Genomic DNA, 15,751 nt, shown 5'->3' with positions numbered 1-15,751 from the left:
TTTTTAGTTTGTTTCTTTAAGTAAATCAAAGTTCATACCACAACTTTTCCGCTTTAATTATCGCGCCATTTACGGCCTTCCTTCCTCCACTTTTTCAAACGTTCCTCCAGCTTTTTACCGCGCTCTTCCCGCCATTTTCGGTCGTCCTCCCATTTTTTTTTATTTTCTTCTTCCTGTTTCTTTTCCCGCTCTTCCTGCCACTTTTCTTCTTCCTTCCACCGGTCTTTTTCCTCCCGTTCGTAACGGTCACGGTCGCGGCGGGCTCCCCAGCCCCGATCTTCTTCCCGGTGGTTGCCTCTGCCGGGTAAATGGTTTAATAATCTATCCAGGAAAGAGGCTTGCACCACTTGTGGTTCCGGTTCCAGGAAAGAATTACAGGTTAATTTTGCCTCCACATCCGGCGGTAAAGGACGGAACCGGGTGTATCGGTAACTAGCAAACTTAGGAGTACGCACCACTTTACTGATAAACTCTCCCCAAATCGGCAAAGCGGTATTAGAGCCCTGCCCCAGGTTAAGGGTCCGGAATCTAACCAGCGGGTTCTCAGCTCCTACCCAAACACCGGTAACCAGTCCGGGGGTAATGCCTATAAACCAGCCATCCGAATGGTTTTGGGTCGTACCAGTTTTCCCGGCAATATCCATGGCCAGCCCAAACTCCGACCGTAACCTTCGGGCTGATCCTTCGTCTACTACGCCTTTAAGTAAATGCACAATAGTAGCCGCGTGTTCTGGAGCCAATACCTGTTTGGGGTTCATATCCGGAGAAAACTGCCTAATAGCCTCGCCTTTATTATTGACAATTTTGGTGATGTAGGTGGGATTTAACCGGTAACCGAAATTAGCGAGCGTCATGTACGCCTGCACCATTTCGAATAAAGATAAATTAGCCGTACCTAAAGCTAAAGCGGGCACCTTGGGTAACGTACTTTTTATACCCAACCGGTGCGCCAGCGAAACAGTTGGTTCTATCCCTGCCTTCATGATTATCTGGGCGGAAACTGTATTTACCGAATGGGCCAGGGCATCGCGCATAGTGTATTCGCCACCGTATTTCCCATCGGCATTCCGGGGAGACCAGTTATCATAATTAGCATACGTCATGCGCTGATTAGGGAAGGGGGTGCAAGGGTCCATACCTTGCTCCAGGGCAGCCGCATACACAATCGGTTTAAAGGTGGAGCCAACCTGGCGCTTAGAACGCACGTGGTCGTATTTAAAGACATGGTGGTTAATACCGCCCACCCAGGCTTTCACAAAACCAGTATAAGGCTCAATGGCAATTAGTCCGGCATTCAGGAATTTCTGGTAATAGCGAATGGAATCCAAAGGACTCATTTCTTTTTTGCTACTCTTGTTCCAGCTAAAAACCTGCATGGAAACCGGCTCCGCAAACTCTGTTTCTATTTCGCCTTCTGATAAGCCTGCCGCTTTTAACTTCTTGTAGCGATCAGAGGCTCGCATAGCTGTTTTAATGACTTCCTGGTTACTGCCCCAAGGAGTACGCCCGCGCCAGTGCGCATCAAATTGGTTTTGCAAACGGGCTATTCTTCTCCGGACGGCCTGCTCGGCCAGCTGTTGCATTTTGGAGTCTAGGGTAGTGTAAATTCTTAAGCCATCGGTATAAAGGTTATAGGATGTGCCATCCGGCTTCTTTTGATCCGCGCACCATTTTACCAGTTCCAGACGCAGTTGTTCCCGGAAGTATGGTGCCAGCCCATCATTGTGGGTTTGGTAGCGGTACTCCAACCTTATAGGCTTTTCTTTAAGTGTGGAGGCTTTTTCTGGGGAGAGGTAGCCATATTTTACCATCTGGTTCAGGACCACATTGCGACGGGTCCGGGACTTTTCCAGGTTCAGCCGGGGATTATAGGTGGTAGTGGCTTTTAGCATCCCGATTAACACGGCAGCTTCTTCTATTTTAAGCGAATCGGCGGAAGTATTAAAAAACCGGCGGGAGGCCCGTTCTATCCCGTACAAATCGCCACCCATGGGCACGGTATTCAGATAGAGTTCCAAGATTTCTTGCTTGGAATATACCTTTTCTAAGCGTCGGGCTATAATAAACTCCCGGAATTTATTGATGGGGGTACTAAAAAACCAGTAATGCTTTCGAGGGTACAGGTTTTTGGCTAACTGCTGACTTAAAGTACTTCCGCCACCAGAACTTTCTTTCTGGAACAAAATGGACTTAAAGAATACCCGCAGCAAACTCCTGTGGTCTACGCCGGCATGTTCGTAAAACCGGGCATCTTCCGTGGCAATCAACGCCTCAACGGCATGCGGGGCTATGTCCTGGTACTTTACGTTGGTTCGGTCCTGAATGTAGTAGCGGCCCAGTAAAACGCTGTCGGCGGAATAAACTTCCGAGGCCGTATTGTTTTGCCGGGCTTTTAAATCATTGCGGGAAGGAAGGCTCCCGAAGAATCCAATATAAGTGGCCAGGTAGAAGAGAAAAAAAACTAAAACAAAGATCAGGCTTAGCCGAAGTACGCCTTTAAAGAAAAAGGAAAAATCCGAGACTTTGGCTTTGCGCCAGTTATAAGTTTGTACTTGCCGGTATTTGTGCTGCCAATATGGAGCAGTTAAGCGGTGTTTATGTAATTGGTAATAGGCTACACTTTTGCGTTTGCCAAAGGTATACAAAGGCTGAGCGATGTATTTCCAGCAGAACTTCAGTAGAGCCAGCAGCGTGTGCCACAAACGATGTAAAATTATTTTCAACGGCAAAACTTAATTATTTTTACTAGTATACTATCGGGACAAGGCTTCGTTACAAATATCATTATTAAGGGCGAAGCACATCCAACCTTATTCTTTAAACCACTTCCAAGCAGGTTTTACTTCCGGAAAGTTTTTAATCTAACTAATAACTACTTTATCCTTAAATATTCTTTGGATGGTATTCCTCCGGGCTTCTGAATAACGTATTTTAATTGGTTACTTAACCTTGCTAATAATATACATTATTAAAAGCAATGGTAATACCTTAGCAGATCGCTTTAGAAAATCTAAATTGTCATCATGAAAAATTTAGTTAAAATACTGATTGTTATATACATGGTGTTTTCAATACATGAGCTTTTTGCACAAACAATAAACCCGCACTATAAAAAGATGCTGGAGGTTATGTACCGGAAAACGGTTCCACTCATAACCGTATCTGAAGCTGCACAATTAACTGCTGAAGCCGTTTTCCTGGACACTCGGGAAAGAGCAGAATATGAGGTAAGCCACATTAAAGGAGCAAGGTGGGTTGGTTACAAAGATTTTAGTCTGAGCCGGATACAAAGTCTGCCAAAACAAACTCTTATAATAGTATATTGTTCGGTGGGTTATAGAAGCGAAAAAGTGGGCGAAAGACTTTTAAAAGCTGGCTTCACTAATGTCCGGAATTTGTACGGTAGCATCTTTGAGTGGGTAAACCAAGACCAGCCGGTTTATAAAAAACAACTGGAACCTACCACAGAAGTACATACTTATTCCAGAAGCTGGGGCAAGTGGCTGCACAAAGGAACAAAGGTTTTCTAGATAATGGAGAGATGGAAAAGTACTGGAATATATTCTTAAAGTCGTTTTCTGACTACGGCAGCTATTTACTGAACGAGTTATTATACCCCTCATGGGGCAACTACTTCTATTGGTTATTAGGTTTGTCGCTATTATTCTGGTCATTGGAAATAATTACGCCTTGGCGCCAGCACCAAGCTAAAATCCGGCAGGATTTCTGGCTCGATGGCTTTTACATGTTTTTTAATTTCTTTTTGTTTTCACTGGTAGGTTTTAATGCTTTTTCTAACATTGGGGTGCAGGCTTTTAATGATTTCCTGGCTCTTTTTGGCTTGAAGAATATTGTGGCTTTTGAAATAAATACCTGGCCGGTTGGGGGCCAGCTCCTGACCTTATTTCTGGTTCGCGATTTTATTCAATGGAACGTACACCGTTTATTGCACCGTGTAGAATTTTTGTGGGAATTTCATAAAGTACACCACTCCGTACAGCAAATGGGGTTTGCCGCACACCTGCGGTTTCACTGGATGGAAACGATGGTATACCGTACCCTTGAATACATCCCGCTTGCTATGATTGGCTTTGGCATCCAGGACTTCTTCCTGGTTCACATTTTTGCTACTGCTATCGGGCATTTTAACCATTCCAATTTTCGGGTGCCATTAGGCCCCTTGCGCTATTTAATTAATAATCCGCAGATGCACATCTGGCACCACGCCAAACAAATGCCGCACCGTTACGGCGCCAATTATGGCATTAGCCTAAGTATCTGGGACTATATTTTCAAAACAGCTTATATTCCTGAAGATGGTCGGGATATTGAATTGGGTTTTGATGAAGTGGAAAAATATCCGGGTTCTTTTTTACAGCAACAAGCTTTTCCTTTCAAGAGAAAAACCAATTAATAATAGCCTAAACTTTTTTTCATTAAGCTGTACCTTCATTGCATCCTATAAATAAATATCCTCCTTAGATTTTATAATATCGACAACCTCCGCTTTTTGTATCGCAAGTTTAGTTTGCGTAAAATGAATTTGAATAATACAACTGAAGTTACTGAATTAATGACAGGCGCTGTAGCTTATAGCAATTTCGCATTAACCCTTTTTTTATTTAATTCGGTTAATAGTTAAATGCATTTATAAGCTTCGGTAATGCGATGCAAAAAAAAAGTTTTAAGAAATGATCGATTTGCCTATCACTCCTTAACCAGCTCAAACAATTCATCTTTAGTCTTCTGATAAATTGCCTAATATAGGGCTCTTGTAAATGTTGGTAATTACTACTATAAGATAACTTTGATTCAGGCTAGTTTGCAATGCAGAAGCTAGTTTATTTGAGTCAGGCTCAGCCAAATTATACTGCTCTTCAATTTTTCCGACTTATTGAAAGGTCATGTGCTTTTTCAGCTTTCAACGGATAAATGATTTTGTCAAATTTACAGATTCAACATCAAACTTATCAGCAATTCGGTTCTGTAACCATGTCCAACGGCAAATGATGTTATTATTGTTGGTTCCCTATAGCCTAAGCCTTAGACTTGTCTGGTAACGGTGATTGAGACATAATCCATTTCAAACCTTCAAACTTTATAAAGCTAAGATATAGATTGGATTTAGGTTATTGGGGAAGGGGATATGGGCAATTGTGTATAAATAAAAAAAGCACTTACATCAGTATGTCGATATAAGTGCTTTTTTATTAGTGTGGGGCGTACTGGATTCGAACCAGTGACCCCCTGCTTGTAAGGCAGGTGCTCTGAACCAGCTGAGCTAACACCCCTTTTTTTTACTTTCTGATAACCTGTTGTTATCGTTTTGGTGATGCAAATGTCGGCTTTTTTTTTGAATGTGCAAATGTTTTTGCAAAAAAAAGTAAAAAAAAATCTTGATGGGCATTATCTAAATCTTGGCGATCTTCCGGCTTACCCGTATCTTTATAAAGCAGGAAACTAGTTTTAAAACCTATTGCCTTGAAAAGCAGAACTATAGTAAGAATTGTGTTGTGGGGTGTCGTAAGCCTTCTTTCTTTTTTTATTTTGGCAGGTTCCTTTCTTTTTTTTTATCAGGATAAAATAATTCAGCTTTTTATTTCTGAAGCCAACAAACATATTGCTACCAAAGTAGAGGTAAAGCAAATATCCCTGTCGTTTATAGATAAATTTCCGCAGGTTTCTGTTAAACTGGATCAGGTACGGGTAATAGAAAGCCTGCCTAATAGTGATAAACGCCTGGCAGACTTGAAAAAAATTTATTGCACCTTTAGTTTATATGATATCTGGCGCAAAAATTATAAGGTTAAAGAGCTTTTTTTAGAGGAAGGAGAAGTAAAGATAAATGTTTTACCTAACGGGGAAAGGAACTATAATATATTTAAAAAAAGTACTCCGGCTAACGCAAATGAAGCCTTCGCTTTTCAATTAGAGAAAATAATTTTAAAAAAAGTGGCTGTTTCTTATTCTGATCAAAGGCTGAAGCAGTTTTATGAAATAGTAGCTCAGGATTGGGTGGCAGCTTTAAATGTGCAGCCAGACAATATTGAAATTAATACAACTGGAAATACCTGGGTAGAAAAAGTACTTATAGACAAGAATAATTACTTTAGCCACAAACAAATTTACCTTAACACCCAGTTAGTAATAAATCCAACAGGAAAAAGTATAAGAATAGCGCCCTCTCTTATTCAGATAGGTAAAGCCGATTATCAGGTTAATGGTACTATTGATTATGCAAGCATTACCAAGCTTAATTTAGACTTCTCCGGAAAAAATACAACAGTGCAGTCCATTCTGGCCTTATTGCCACAAAAGTACAATAAACCGTTTAGTCAATATCAAAGTAATGGGGTGGTATATTTTAACGGAAAAATTAATGGATTAATGGACGGAAAGCAAAATCCTCTTGTAACCATTGATTTTGGCGCCAAACAAGCTTCTTTTTACCATCCGCAATACAAACAAAAGCTTCGGAATATTAACTTAAAAGGCTTTTTTACTAATGGTGCCAGGCGTAATGCCTCTACTTCGGAAATAACTTTAAAAGATATAAGTGGTACCCTGGAAAACCGTGCTTTTGCAGGCAATTTAATTTATAGTAATTTTAATGATCCTGGTATAAAGCTAAACTTAAAGGCCGATATTGATCTGGCTCATTTCTTTGGTTTGTTTCCCATGGAAGAAGTAAAAAGGGCCAACGGATTAGCCAATGTCGCTATAAATCTCTCCGCGAAAATAAGTGCTTTAAAATCGAGCACCCACCGCACCGGAATTACTGCTTCCGGCGATGTAACATTGCACCAGGTTGGTCTTCAGCTAAAAAAGCATCAGCAGCCTTTTCATCAGTTAAACGGAACCTTCTTAATTCGAAAGAATGATGTTGCAGTAACTAATTTTACCGGATTTCTGGGAAGTTCAGATTTTAAGTTAAACGGCTATTTTAAGAATATGCTGGGATGGACCTTTTTAAAGAAGCAGCAATTATTCATAGAAGCTGATCTACAATCTAGATTTGTTAATTTTGATGAATTATTAAGCAGTACCGTAGAAAAAAACGGAGCTGGAGTGGCAAAAGCACCTGGTAAGCCCGCAAGTAAAAGTAAAGCTTATAACGATTATCGCCTTGTTTTATCTCCCTATTTTGATTTTAATATAAATGCCCATATAGGTAAGATGCGGTTTAGGAGATTTACAGGTACTAATGCCCGCGGGCAAGTAAGGCTTAAAGATCAAATTGTTTCCTCACCGCATATTTCGCTTCAGGTTATGGGAGGTAAGTTTGGAATACAAGGTAATTTAGATGCGCGTTCAGCCAATAGAATAAAAGTAAATACCAAGGCTCGTCTTGATCAGATTCAGGTAGATAGCTTGTTTTACGTGTTTGAAAACTTTGGTCAGAATTTTATTGTGCAACGTCATTTAAAAGGAGAATTAACAGCCACTGTAGACTCGGATTTGTATTTTGACAACCAGTTAAATGCCATAACAGATAAAATGGAAGCAGAAGTGAAAGCCACCATTCGTAATGGGCAATTAATTAATTTTGAGCCCATGCAGAAGTTATCAGTTTTTGCGCACCGGCGGGAGCTCGCCAATATTCGGTTCTCCGAGCTTAGCAATAGCATTTTTATTCAAAGCCGGACAGTTTACATTCCTGAAATGGAGATCCGGTCTAATGTTTCCAGAGTTCCGGTTATTGGTATTCAGGGCACGCATACCTTTGATCAGCAAATGGACTATAAATTCCGGATTCCGCTGACTATGGGAAAAGCACGAGGTCAACATGAGGGCTACGGGAGCCTGACAGGCACGAATACGGGTACTCCTAATTTATTTCTAACCCTTAAAGGAAACGAAACAAACTATAAATTTGCCTTTGATAAAGAGCGGGTTAAAAATAAAATAGTGCAGGATTTAAAGCGTGAAAAACAAATAGTTACCAATATTTTAAGAGGTAAAAAAACAGAAGAGAAAAAAGAGGTGCAGTTGGAAGAAGACGAGTACTTTAATTTTTAAACAGGATAATGTTGTTATTGGATTAACTTACTAGAAAGAATAACTAATAGATCAAATATATAAATTTGATTAGAACCTTAATAAAGCTCTTATTAGTCCAATACAAATTTATTCTTCACCTTTACCTGAAGCTCAGGAGCTTTTTGTCCAATCATCTCCAGTAAACTTTTTTCAACGGTGTAGCTCATTGCATTTAAGGCAAGATCGTTGGGTTCCTGACCAAAAGGATCTTCAATTTCCGCTACTATGGCATCCAGTGCAATAAAAGTAAACCCAATAAATACTACCATAAAAGGTGTCATCCAGCCAATGCTATCTACTAGCCCGAATGGTAGCAGAAAGCCATATACATAAACAGTGCGGTGTAGCATTACACTATAGGTATATGGTATTGGTGTATTGGCAATGCGCTCGCAACCGGCCACAATGCCCGATAGTTGATTTAAATTCTGATCAAAGGCGGTGAGGGTTATAGAGTCCAAATTGCCTTCTTTACGCCGGTTTTGCAACCATAACCCCATCTCTGTTAGAAGTATTACCGGCTTAAAGGTTTTTGTCTGTAATAGTTGTACTAAATCAGGGGGTAAAAGCCTTTGTAGGTCAGCGGTAGCATCTGTTTGCCGGAGTTGGTGCTTCAGGGCATAAGTATAAGCTATAAGCAGCTGCACAAAGTGTTGGATATGCTCGGAGTTAGCAGGTAAGTGGGTTAGGGTTAGCGCCTGGCGGCACAATGAGCGGGTTTCTAAAATTAAAGCACCCCATAGTTTGCGAGCTTCCCACCACCGGTCATAACTGGCACTGTTGCGGAAGCCCATAAAAATAGCCAATGCTACCCCTAACAAAGTAAACGGAGCCGGATTTAAAGGAACTTTATAATTGAAAAGCGTTCCATGGAAATGAACTACCGTAGCAGAAAATAAAAATAAAACAACTAAACGAGGCCAGATTTCAGGCATAACTGAGCCATGCCAGACAAAAAGCATTTTAAACCAATTATGTTTTTTTCTTATAATCATGTAAGTATTGTATAAGTGTTGCTTACCTGAATAAGTAGCAGTTAGCATAAAACTCCACATTGCCTTAATGGGCAATGACTAAGTAAGCTGGCATGTTAACTAAACTGACCCTGATTCTGTTTACGAAATTAGTTAGTAATTTTTGTTTCTGCCGAATTAGCTTCACAGGATTTAGGAGCGGCATTATTATTGGCCAGATATACCATTGTGCTGGGGAAAGCAAATGAGGCGCCGTATTTCTCCACTATTTCCACAATTTTATAATTTATTTCTTCTTTAATATTAATGTATTCGTTCCAGTCCATGGTGTCGACAAAATACTGTACCAGTACATCTTTGGAAGAAGGGGCAAGGGCATTGAATCGGATTTTGCCATCCTGGTTAGTTCTGGGATGGGCGTCAACAAATTCCTGAATGTCGTTCGTTATTTTCCTTAATTGTTCAGAGGTAGTACTATAGGTTAAGTTGATATCAAACCGTGCCCGCCGGAAGGTACGCAGGGTAAAATTGTCAAGTGGTTTGTCAATCATAAATTTGTTAGGTACTGTTACGTAGCTTTTATCCATGGTGCGGATACGGGTGCTTCGGAAACCAATCTTTTCAATTACACCATTTATTTCGCCTACTTGTACCAAGTCGCCTACTACAAAAGGCTGATCCAGGAAAATAGTGAAAGACGCTAAGAGGTTTTCCAGGCTTTCCTTGGCAGCAAATGCTAATGCCAAACCACCCACTCCCAAGCCAGCTACCAGTTTAGTAACATTTACCTGAAATACCGTGCCCAGAATTACAAAAAAGCTGATAATAACTACAATTACTTTAGCAAAATCAGTAAAGAAAGGGACCAGCTGGTCGTCCATTTTGGATAAGGTTTTGCCAGCGCGCTTTATAAATATGAGGCTAAAGAAATCAACTATTCGCAGCCCAACCCAGGTAATAGATACAATTAAGAAGATGTTGTAAATCCGTACTAAAAGCGCCTGGAGACCAAGCTCCCCCCTGCGGGGCAGCCCAATAATTTCGATTGGGTAATGTAGCCGGTCAAAAGCAATGTAAAGAAATACCAGGAAAGTAAGAAAGGCCAGCGGGCTTACCAGTAAATGTTCAAAATGAGCCTTGGTAACGTCTACTGCAAACCGCTCCAGGCCCCGGAACATAATAGTAGAAAGCAGCCGGGACAAGATCTTTTTAGAAATATACCCAAATAAAATAATGCCTAAAAACCAGGCATAACTTTCAATGGAATTGCCAAGGAATTCTAAATTTAATACTTCCTGTATCGTCATAAATAGCTAAACACACTTGCTTCTTTACATATATCTACCCCATGTATCAGGTACCAATATAAATGGCGCCACCAATATTATTGCGGCGGGCTCCTGTAACACTGCGTAGGGAATTAGGCTGCTGCTCCCAGCGGAGTACGCCTAAAAAAGCAAATATAAGGGCTTCTTTATAATTAACTAGTTCTGGCTCCGGTACTACTACCTGATAATGAGTTCCTGCTTTTTCTTGTAATAATTGAATCAGGTATTTGTTTAAAGCGCCGCCACCTGTTGTCAATACTTTGGCATTGGCTGGCTGAGGAGTTTGCTTAATGGCTGCCGCAATTTGTGTGGCAATGTGTTCACAAGCGGTTTGTAATTTATCTGGAATAGTGGCAGCGGATTCTGCTAACCATTTCAGGCTATTAGCATCTACCCATTCTTTACCCAACGATTTAGGATAGGGGGCCAGAAGGAAATCAGCAGTATTTAGTTTTTGCAAAAGGTTGGCGTCTGTTTTTCCAGTGCTGGCAATATGACCATCCTGGTCATAGGCAAGGTTTAGCTCGCTAGCTAAGGTGTTCAGCAGGATATTGCAGGCACAAATATCGTAAGCTACCTGTCCGCTAGTCCCGGCAAATGAAATATTGGCGATACCACCCAGATTTAAGCAAAATTCATAATCAGAAAATAAAAGCTGATCGCCAATGGGTACCAGAGGCGCACCCTGGCCTCCTAAAGCAACATCCAGCGTCCGGAAATCACAAACCACCGGAAGGCCTGTGGCAGCAGCTAGATAAGCCCCGTTGCCTATTTGTAAGGTAAGGTGTTCGCCTGGCTGGTGATAAACTGTATGGCCGTGCGAAGAAATAAAATCTACATCTAAATTATGCGCACGAATAAAAGTATTTATAAGCTCCCCCAGATATTGGCCGTACGCGTGGTCCAGTGAAATTAGTTCTGCCCCCGAAACCTGCATTAGGTCTCTCAGACGCTGTTCCCAAGCAACCGTATATGGAAATGTAGTAGTATTTAGTATTTTATATATCCAATTTTTATTTTCATACGTAAACACGCAGTATGCTAAGTCGACTCCATCCAGTGAGGTGCCCGACATTAGACCGATAACTTTATAAGTTGTCCCATTTATCATAAATAAATTAACTGATTTATTATGAATTGGACAAATGAAGGTTGTAGGAACGAGGCACTTGTTTCATTTGACGTGTAAGTAGTATGTGTTGTATGTAAAGATGTGTTTTAATTTTAAATTATGAGTATGCGAAATTTGTTGTCCAGGGTTGAAACCAAGAAGATTGACAAAGCAGCTTCTATGTTGAAAGTGCTGGCGCACCCAAAACGTTTAGCTATTGTTGATCTGTTGGGTAAGGAGGAAAAAATGACTGTGACGGAGATTTATCAATACCTGGACCTGCCTCAGGCAATTGCTTCTCAGCATCTGATTACACTCAAAGATAAGGGGGTACTTTCCTCGTTTAAAGTAGGAACAAAGATTTATTATTCTTTGTCTATTCCGAAACTCATTGATGTGATTGATTGCCTGGAAGAGTGTTGTTCCGACATGTAACTTGAATCTACGTAAACTAAGAATAGAAAAGGGTTGTAATTATTACAACCCTTTTTTGTTTATGGCTATTATTGCCAGTATTTATTTAAGCAGCAGCTTTAGTTTGAATAACACTTATTAAGCGAGTAAGCTCTTCTTCTGTAAAATCTAAATTTCCTAATCCGTTACGAGCCTCTTCAATTTTACCTCGTTTGTATAAATTTACTAAATCCTGAGCCTGCCGGGTAACATGAACATTTAACCGTTCTAATTCCCGAATTTCCGGGATATAACTATATTTATTTAAAGCTGATGTATAAAGCCACTGTCCCAAAGCATTATCCCGGGGAGATAATAAGGTATCATCCAAAGTGCCTCCATACAGAATAGAGCGTAGCTTGGACTTAAATAAAATAAATTTAATCCGGGCCTGCTGGATGTCTAAGCTGTTAAGATTAACTTGGGAATTTAACATGTTTTGGTTTTAAACCAGAATAACATTATGGGTGCAAAAGTAGTTTATTCTGCAGAATTATTTTTATTAATATCAGAAGATTGTTTAGCCAGTACCAATTCTGTTACATCGAAGGCAAATGTAACAATTCCAGCTATTTTTCCTTCTTCTTTAAAAGCCTGGTAAACAAAGTTATAATAAGTGTCTTCTAAGTTACCGGTATTAAAACGATCTATTTTGGCTAATAGTTCTTTGCCATAGTAGGGCTCGCCTGTTTTATATACTTGGTCTAATAAGTCAAAAAAGCCTTGTGATTTTAGTTCCGGCCAGGTTTCTTCTACTGTTTTGCCTACGAAGGTTCTGCCGGGGGCCAGGCGTTGGTAATGCGGGTTAACCAATTCGTATACATGTTCCGGGCCCCGTTGAATAGCAATCATGGCTGGTGCCTGCATAAACAAGTCGTGCAACATTTGCCGTTGCGATTCTACCTTTTGATAAGCAGCCTGCTCCCGTTCAAAAGCTGCTGCCATTTCCTCATTAGCAGAAAGCAATTCCTGAGCTAAAGATTTGTGTTCGTGAATATCAGTAGTGCTTCCTACCCACATGCTAATAACTCCGTTCTCATCCACCCGGGGAAGGCCTCGGGTTAAATGCCACCGGTATTTACCATCATGTCTCCTTACCCGGTATTCAACCTGGTAATCGCCTGATGTTTCTACGGCTGTACGCCAGGCCAGGCTAGCTTTCTCTTTATCGTCTGGGTGCAACGTCTCTAACCAGCCAAAGCCCAATAACTGCTCCATTGGTATCCCGGTAAATTCTACCCACCGCTGGTTATAATACGTGCAATAGCCATCAGGACGGGTAATCCAGAACATTTGGGGTAGGGTCTCAGCCATAAACCTAAACATCTCTTCACTGTCCCTTAAGGCTTTCTCTGCTCTTTTTTCTTCTGTTAAATCTTTTACCTCAATAACGGTTGCTACCGGTACACCATCCTCGAATATCGGACTGGCAGCACAACTTACCGGGAAAAAGGTGCCATCTCTCCGGATAAAGGTGTCTTGATGAGCACGTACGCTATTATTGGTTGGCAATGCCTTATCGATAGGGCATTCTTCCATGGGGAAGGGCGTGCCATCCGGGTGATGGTGATGAATAATATAATGCAGTGGTTGATCCTGAACTTCTTCTAATTTAAAACCAATCATCTGCTCTGCGGCCGGGTTCATAAATGTACAGAAGCCCTTATCATTCATCATGAACATGGCTACTGTGGCATTATTGGTTATGGTAGTAGAAACTTTATGCTGGTTTTCCAGCGCTTTTACTATATCACTTAAATTATTGAAGCCCGGTTGTAAAGAATTATTCATGTACGCCGTTAGGTTTAACTTATTTTTTTATTCTTAAAAAAATATACTTTACTTACTGTTCCAGTTTTCTTTCAGCAACATAATTTCCTGCTTGAGCTCATCTATTACCGATTACTGCTCTTGTATGGCGCCAACCAAAATAGGAACTAGCTTTTCCATATCTACCGCCGGTATAATAGCAGCCTGCTGCGTTTTTTTCCCGACAGAGAAGGATCTAGATTCATGTTTAACCAGATGGAGGCATTACTTTTTTGAATTCTTCAGTAATAAACCCATAATGGCCGCCATGTGGCAATTGTAAATTATGATAATCCCTGGTTTTATAATCAAATCGTTTAGGTTCTAATTTATTGATGAACTCAAGTGAGTTATGTATGGTAGATACATTCACTTTTAATTTATCATCAGAAATTACATTTTGTGCAAAAGAATGTTGATGCCGCAAAATAAAGAACGCAGCCACACAAAAATAAATCAGGACATATTTCTTTTGAAATGACATAACAGATTTATTTATAAGGTTGCAGACGAAACAAATTTAGAAATAAAAGCTTATCCTTTCGTATCTATTATAAAAATAAAGGCCGGACTTTATTGGTCCGGCCTTTTATACGTTTAATAAAATGTCTTGTTTATTTGTTAATGCTCTCTACCTGATTTTCCAGATTAAATAAATCATTCAGAACATCAATAAGGGTTTCCGCTTCGCCCCGTTTGCAGGCCGCTTTTAATTGCAATACCGGCAGCTTAATTATTTTCTGCATAATGTTGCGGGTAATATCATCAACAAGTTTGGTTTCTTCCGGACCTAACTTTTTAAGATATCGGGATATTTCTTCCTGCCGGATATTTTCCAGCGCATTTTTTAGTTTATGGATGGTAGGAGAGACCATCATTTCTTTTGACCAGTCATTAAACTGATCAATGGACTCCGTAATAATTTGTTTTACCTTAGGAATTGATGCTATACGTTGGTCCAGCGCTTCAGTAGCTTTATTCTGAATAGTGTCAATGTTATAAACCAACACACCTGGCACATTTTCTACGTCGGCTTCAATGCTACGGGGTACTGATAGGTCAATGAAGAACTTGTAAGATAGCACATCCAAACGTTTTACCATCTCAGTGGTAAAGAATGGCGTTTCACGCGAAATAGATGAAATGATAACATCAGCATCTTTCATTCCCTGTACCAAATTCTCAAAGGGTAATACCTCAAACCCACATTCGTCGGCTAATACTTTAGCCTTGGCATTTGTCCGGTTAGCTATTACTACATTGTTTAGTACAGTGTTGTCCCTTAAGTTTCGGCACACATCCGCTCCAATCTCGCCAATGCCTACAACTAAAATACGTGGGTTATCCAAGTCGTGCGTTAGTTCTTCTACCAGTTCTACAGTAGCATAAGAGGTAGAGGCAGCGCCATCGCGGAAAGAAGTTTCCTGCACTACGCGTTTATTAGTAAAAAAAATAGTATGTAATAAACGGTGCAGGAATGGACCGGCAGCTTCGTTATCGGCCGACCATTGGTATGCTTGTTTTACCTGATTAGATATTTGAATGTCGCCGATAACCTGCGCATCTAAACCCATTGATACTTCAAATAAATGCTGAACAGCATCCTGATGGGTATTAATAATGGTGAAGTAATCCAGGTATTGAGTTATGTTAAGGCCTTTGGTGATACCCAGGAGCTTTATAATGTCCTGGCTGTAGTCAACGTCTGCGGTATAATAAACTTCTGTACGATTACAGGTAGAAAGTACCAGCAGATCTGTGGCCTGAATAAAGTCTTTAAGCGTTTGCAAAAATTGCTTGCACGACGTTTCATCGAGCGCAATAAGTTCGCGTATATCTAAAGGCGCTTTTTTATGTGATAAGGTTACTGCCTTAAAATTATGAAGCATATTTATAGTTGCAAAAACTAAGCCTGCAAAATTAACAGGTAGATATTGTAAAAAGAAACGATATCTGGTTTAATTTTTAATTTAGATATTATTTAAATAGATCAAGGCCAAGGAAATTTGTTCTTTAGGTTTAATACGAAGAATCTT

Annotated in this window: 12 protein-coding genes and 1 tRNA gene; 4 read left to right on the top strand and 9 right to left on the bottom strand. The window is 40.3% G+C overall.

Annotation, left to right across the window (positions count from 1 at the left end; translation table 11 throughout):
* Positions 1–53 precede the first annotated feature (53 nt).
* A complete protein-coding gene (locus ADHAQ_RS24740) occupies positions 54–2,723 on the bottom strand; it encodes a penicillin-binding protein 1A (protein WP_245590582.1) in 2,670 nt (889 codons plus the stop codon).
* 300 nt (positions 2,724–3,023) lie between these two features.
* On the opposite strand from ADHAQ_RS24740, the gene ADHAQ_RS0106485 reads away from it, so the two are divergent.
* A complete protein-coding gene (locus ADHAQ_RS0106485) occupies positions 3,024–3,530 on the top strand; it encodes a rhodanese-like domain-containing protein (protein WP_026462248.1) in 507 nt (168 codons plus the stop codon).
* 11 nt (positions 3,531–3,541) lie between these two features.
* Positions 3,542–4,414 (top strand): sterol desaturase family protein, encoded by an 873-nt coding sequence (locus ADHAQ_RS0106480; RefSeq protein ID WP_026462247.1) that lies wholly within the window; start codon positions 3,542–3,544, stop codon positions 4,412–4,414.
* Between the two features lie 802 nt (positions 4,415–5,216).
* Here the strand turns inward: ADHAQ_RS0106480 and ADHAQ_RS0106475 are convergent.
* Positions 5,217–5,291, bottom strand: a tRNA-Val gene (locus tag ADHAQ_RS0106475).
* A 190-nt stretch (positions 5,292–5,481) separates the two neighbouring features.
* On the opposite strand from ADHAQ_RS0106475, the gene ADHAQ_RS0106465 reads away from it, so the two are divergent.
* A complete protein-coding gene (locus ADHAQ_RS0106465; protein ID WP_157433357.1) occupies positions 5,482–8,019 on the top strand; it encodes an AsmA-like C-terminal region-containing protein in 2,538 nt (845 codons plus the stop codon).
* A gap of 92 nt (positions 8,020–8,111) precedes the next feature.
* On the opposite strand, the gene ADHAQ_RS0106460 is transcribed toward ADHAQ_RS0106465, so the two are convergent.
* The 3 genes from ADHAQ_RS0106460 to ADHAQ_RS0106450 form a co-directional block, all read right to left on the bottom strand.
* Positions 8,112–9,035 carry a bestrophin family protein gene (locus ADHAQ_RS0106460; protein WP_026462245.1) on the bottom strand — a complete coding sequence of 308 codons (924 nt, stop codon included), beginning with the start codon at positions 9,033–9,035 and terminating at the stop codon, positions 8,112–8,114.
* A gap of 128 nt (positions 9,036–9,163) precedes the next feature.
* Positions 9,164–10,321, bottom strand: a complete 1,158-nt coding sequence (locus ADHAQ_RS24735) for a mechanosensitive ion channel family protein (RefSeq protein WP_051359753.1) — start codon at positions 10,319–10,321, stop codon at positions 9,164–9,166.
* A 46-nt stretch (positions 10,322–10,367) separates the two neighbouring features.
* Positions 10,368–11,453: an anhydro-N-acetylmuramic acid kinase gene (locus tag ADHAQ_RS0106450; RefSeq protein ID WP_026462244.1), complete on the bottom strand. Its 1,086-nt coding sequence runs from the start codon at positions 11,451–11,453 to the stop codon at positions 10,368–10,370.
* A 120-nt stretch (positions 11,454–11,573) separates the two neighbouring features.
* Between ADHAQ_RS0106450 and ADHAQ_RS0106445 the strand changes: the two genes are divergently transcribed.
* The gene (locus ADHAQ_RS0106445; RefSeq protein ID WP_034256628.1) at positions 11,574–11,888 is read left to right on the top strand and encodes an ArsR/SmtB family transcription factor; all 315 of its coding nucleotides are present in this window, start codon (positions 11,574–11,576) and stop codon (positions 11,886–11,888) included.
* Between the two features lie 85 nt (positions 11,889–11,973).
* On the opposite strand, the gene ADHAQ_RS0106440 is transcribed toward ADHAQ_RS0106445, so the two are convergent.
* From ADHAQ_RS0106440 to hemA, 4 genes are all read right to left on the bottom strand, one after another.
* Positions 11,974–12,342, bottom strand: coding sequence for a CZB domain-containing protein (locus ADHAQ_RS0106440; RefSeq protein ID WP_026462242.1), 369 nt, complete (start codon positions 12,340–12,342; stop codon positions 11,974–11,976).
* A gap of 44 nt (positions 12,343–12,386) precedes the next feature.
* Positions 12,387–13,697, bottom strand: coding sequence for a PAS domain-containing protein (locus ADHAQ_RS24730; RefSeq protein ID WP_051359752.1), 1,311 nt, complete (start codon positions 13,695–13,697; stop codon positions 12,387–12,389).
* Positions 13,698–13,923: 226 nt separating this feature from the next.
* The gene (locus tag ADHAQ_RS0106430; protein WP_026462241.1) at positions 13,924–14,199 is read right to left on the bottom strand and encodes a tail fiber domain-containing protein; all 276 of its coding nucleotides are present in this window, start codon (positions 14,197–14,199) and stop codon (positions 13,924–13,926) included.
* Between the two features lie 130 nt (positions 14,200–14,329).
* Positions 14,330–15,604, bottom strand: a complete 1,275-nt coding sequence (gene hemA, locus ADHAQ_RS0106425) for a glutamyl-tRNA reductase (RefSeq protein WP_026462240.1) — start codon at positions 15,602–15,604, stop codon at positions 14,330–14,332.
* Positions 15,605–15,751: the final 147 nt, after the last annotated feature.

The sequence above is a fragment of the Adhaeribacter aquaticus DSM 16391 genome (genome assembly GCF_000473365.1).
Lineage (GTDB): Bacteria > Bacteroidota > Bacteroidia > Cytophagales > Hymenobacteraceae > Adhaeribacter > Adhaeribacter aquaticus.
This window is presented reverse-complemented; position numbering and strand designations above follow the sequence as displayed.

Coding starts and splice junctions, on each gene's coding strand:
- ADHAQ_RS0106485 (WP_026462248.1), top strand. CDS start 3,024: ATGAAAAATTTAGTTAAAATACTGATTGTTATATACATGGTGTTTTCA.
- ADHAQ_RS0106480 (WP_026462247.1), top strand. CDS start 3,542: ATGGAAAAGTACTGGAATATATTCTTAAAGTCGTTTTCTGACTACGGC.
- ADHAQ_RS0106460 (WP_026462245.1), bottom strand. CDS start 9,035: ATGATTATAAGAAAAAAACATAATTGGTTTAAAATGCTTTTTGTCTGG.
- ADHAQ_RS24735 (WP_051359753.1), bottom strand. CDS start 10,321: ATGACGATACAGGAAGTATTAAATTTAGAATTCCTTGGCAATTCCATT.
- ADHAQ_RS0106450 (WP_026462244.1), bottom strand. CDS start 11,453: ATGATAAATGGGACAACTTATAAAGTTATCGGTCTAATGTCGGGCACC.
- ADHAQ_RS0106445 (WP_034256628.1), top strand. CDS start 11,574: ATGAGTATGCGAAATTTGTTGTCCAGGGTTGAAACCAAGAAGATTGAC.
- ADHAQ_RS0106440 (WP_026462242.1), bottom strand. CDS start 12,342: ATGTTAAATTCCCAAGTTAATCTTAACAGCTTAGACATCCAGCAGGCC.
- ADHAQ_RS24730 (WP_051359752.1), bottom strand. CDS start 13,697: ATGAATAATTCTTTACAACCGGGCTTCAATAATTTAAGTGATATAGTA.
- ADHAQ_RS0106430 (WP_026462241.1), bottom strand. CDS start 14,199: ATGTCATTTCAAAAGAAATATGTCCTGATTTATTTTTGTGTGGCTGCG.
- hemA (WP_026462240.1), bottom strand. CDS start 15,604: ATGCTTCATAATTTTAAGGCAGTAACCTTATCACATAAAAAAGCGCCT.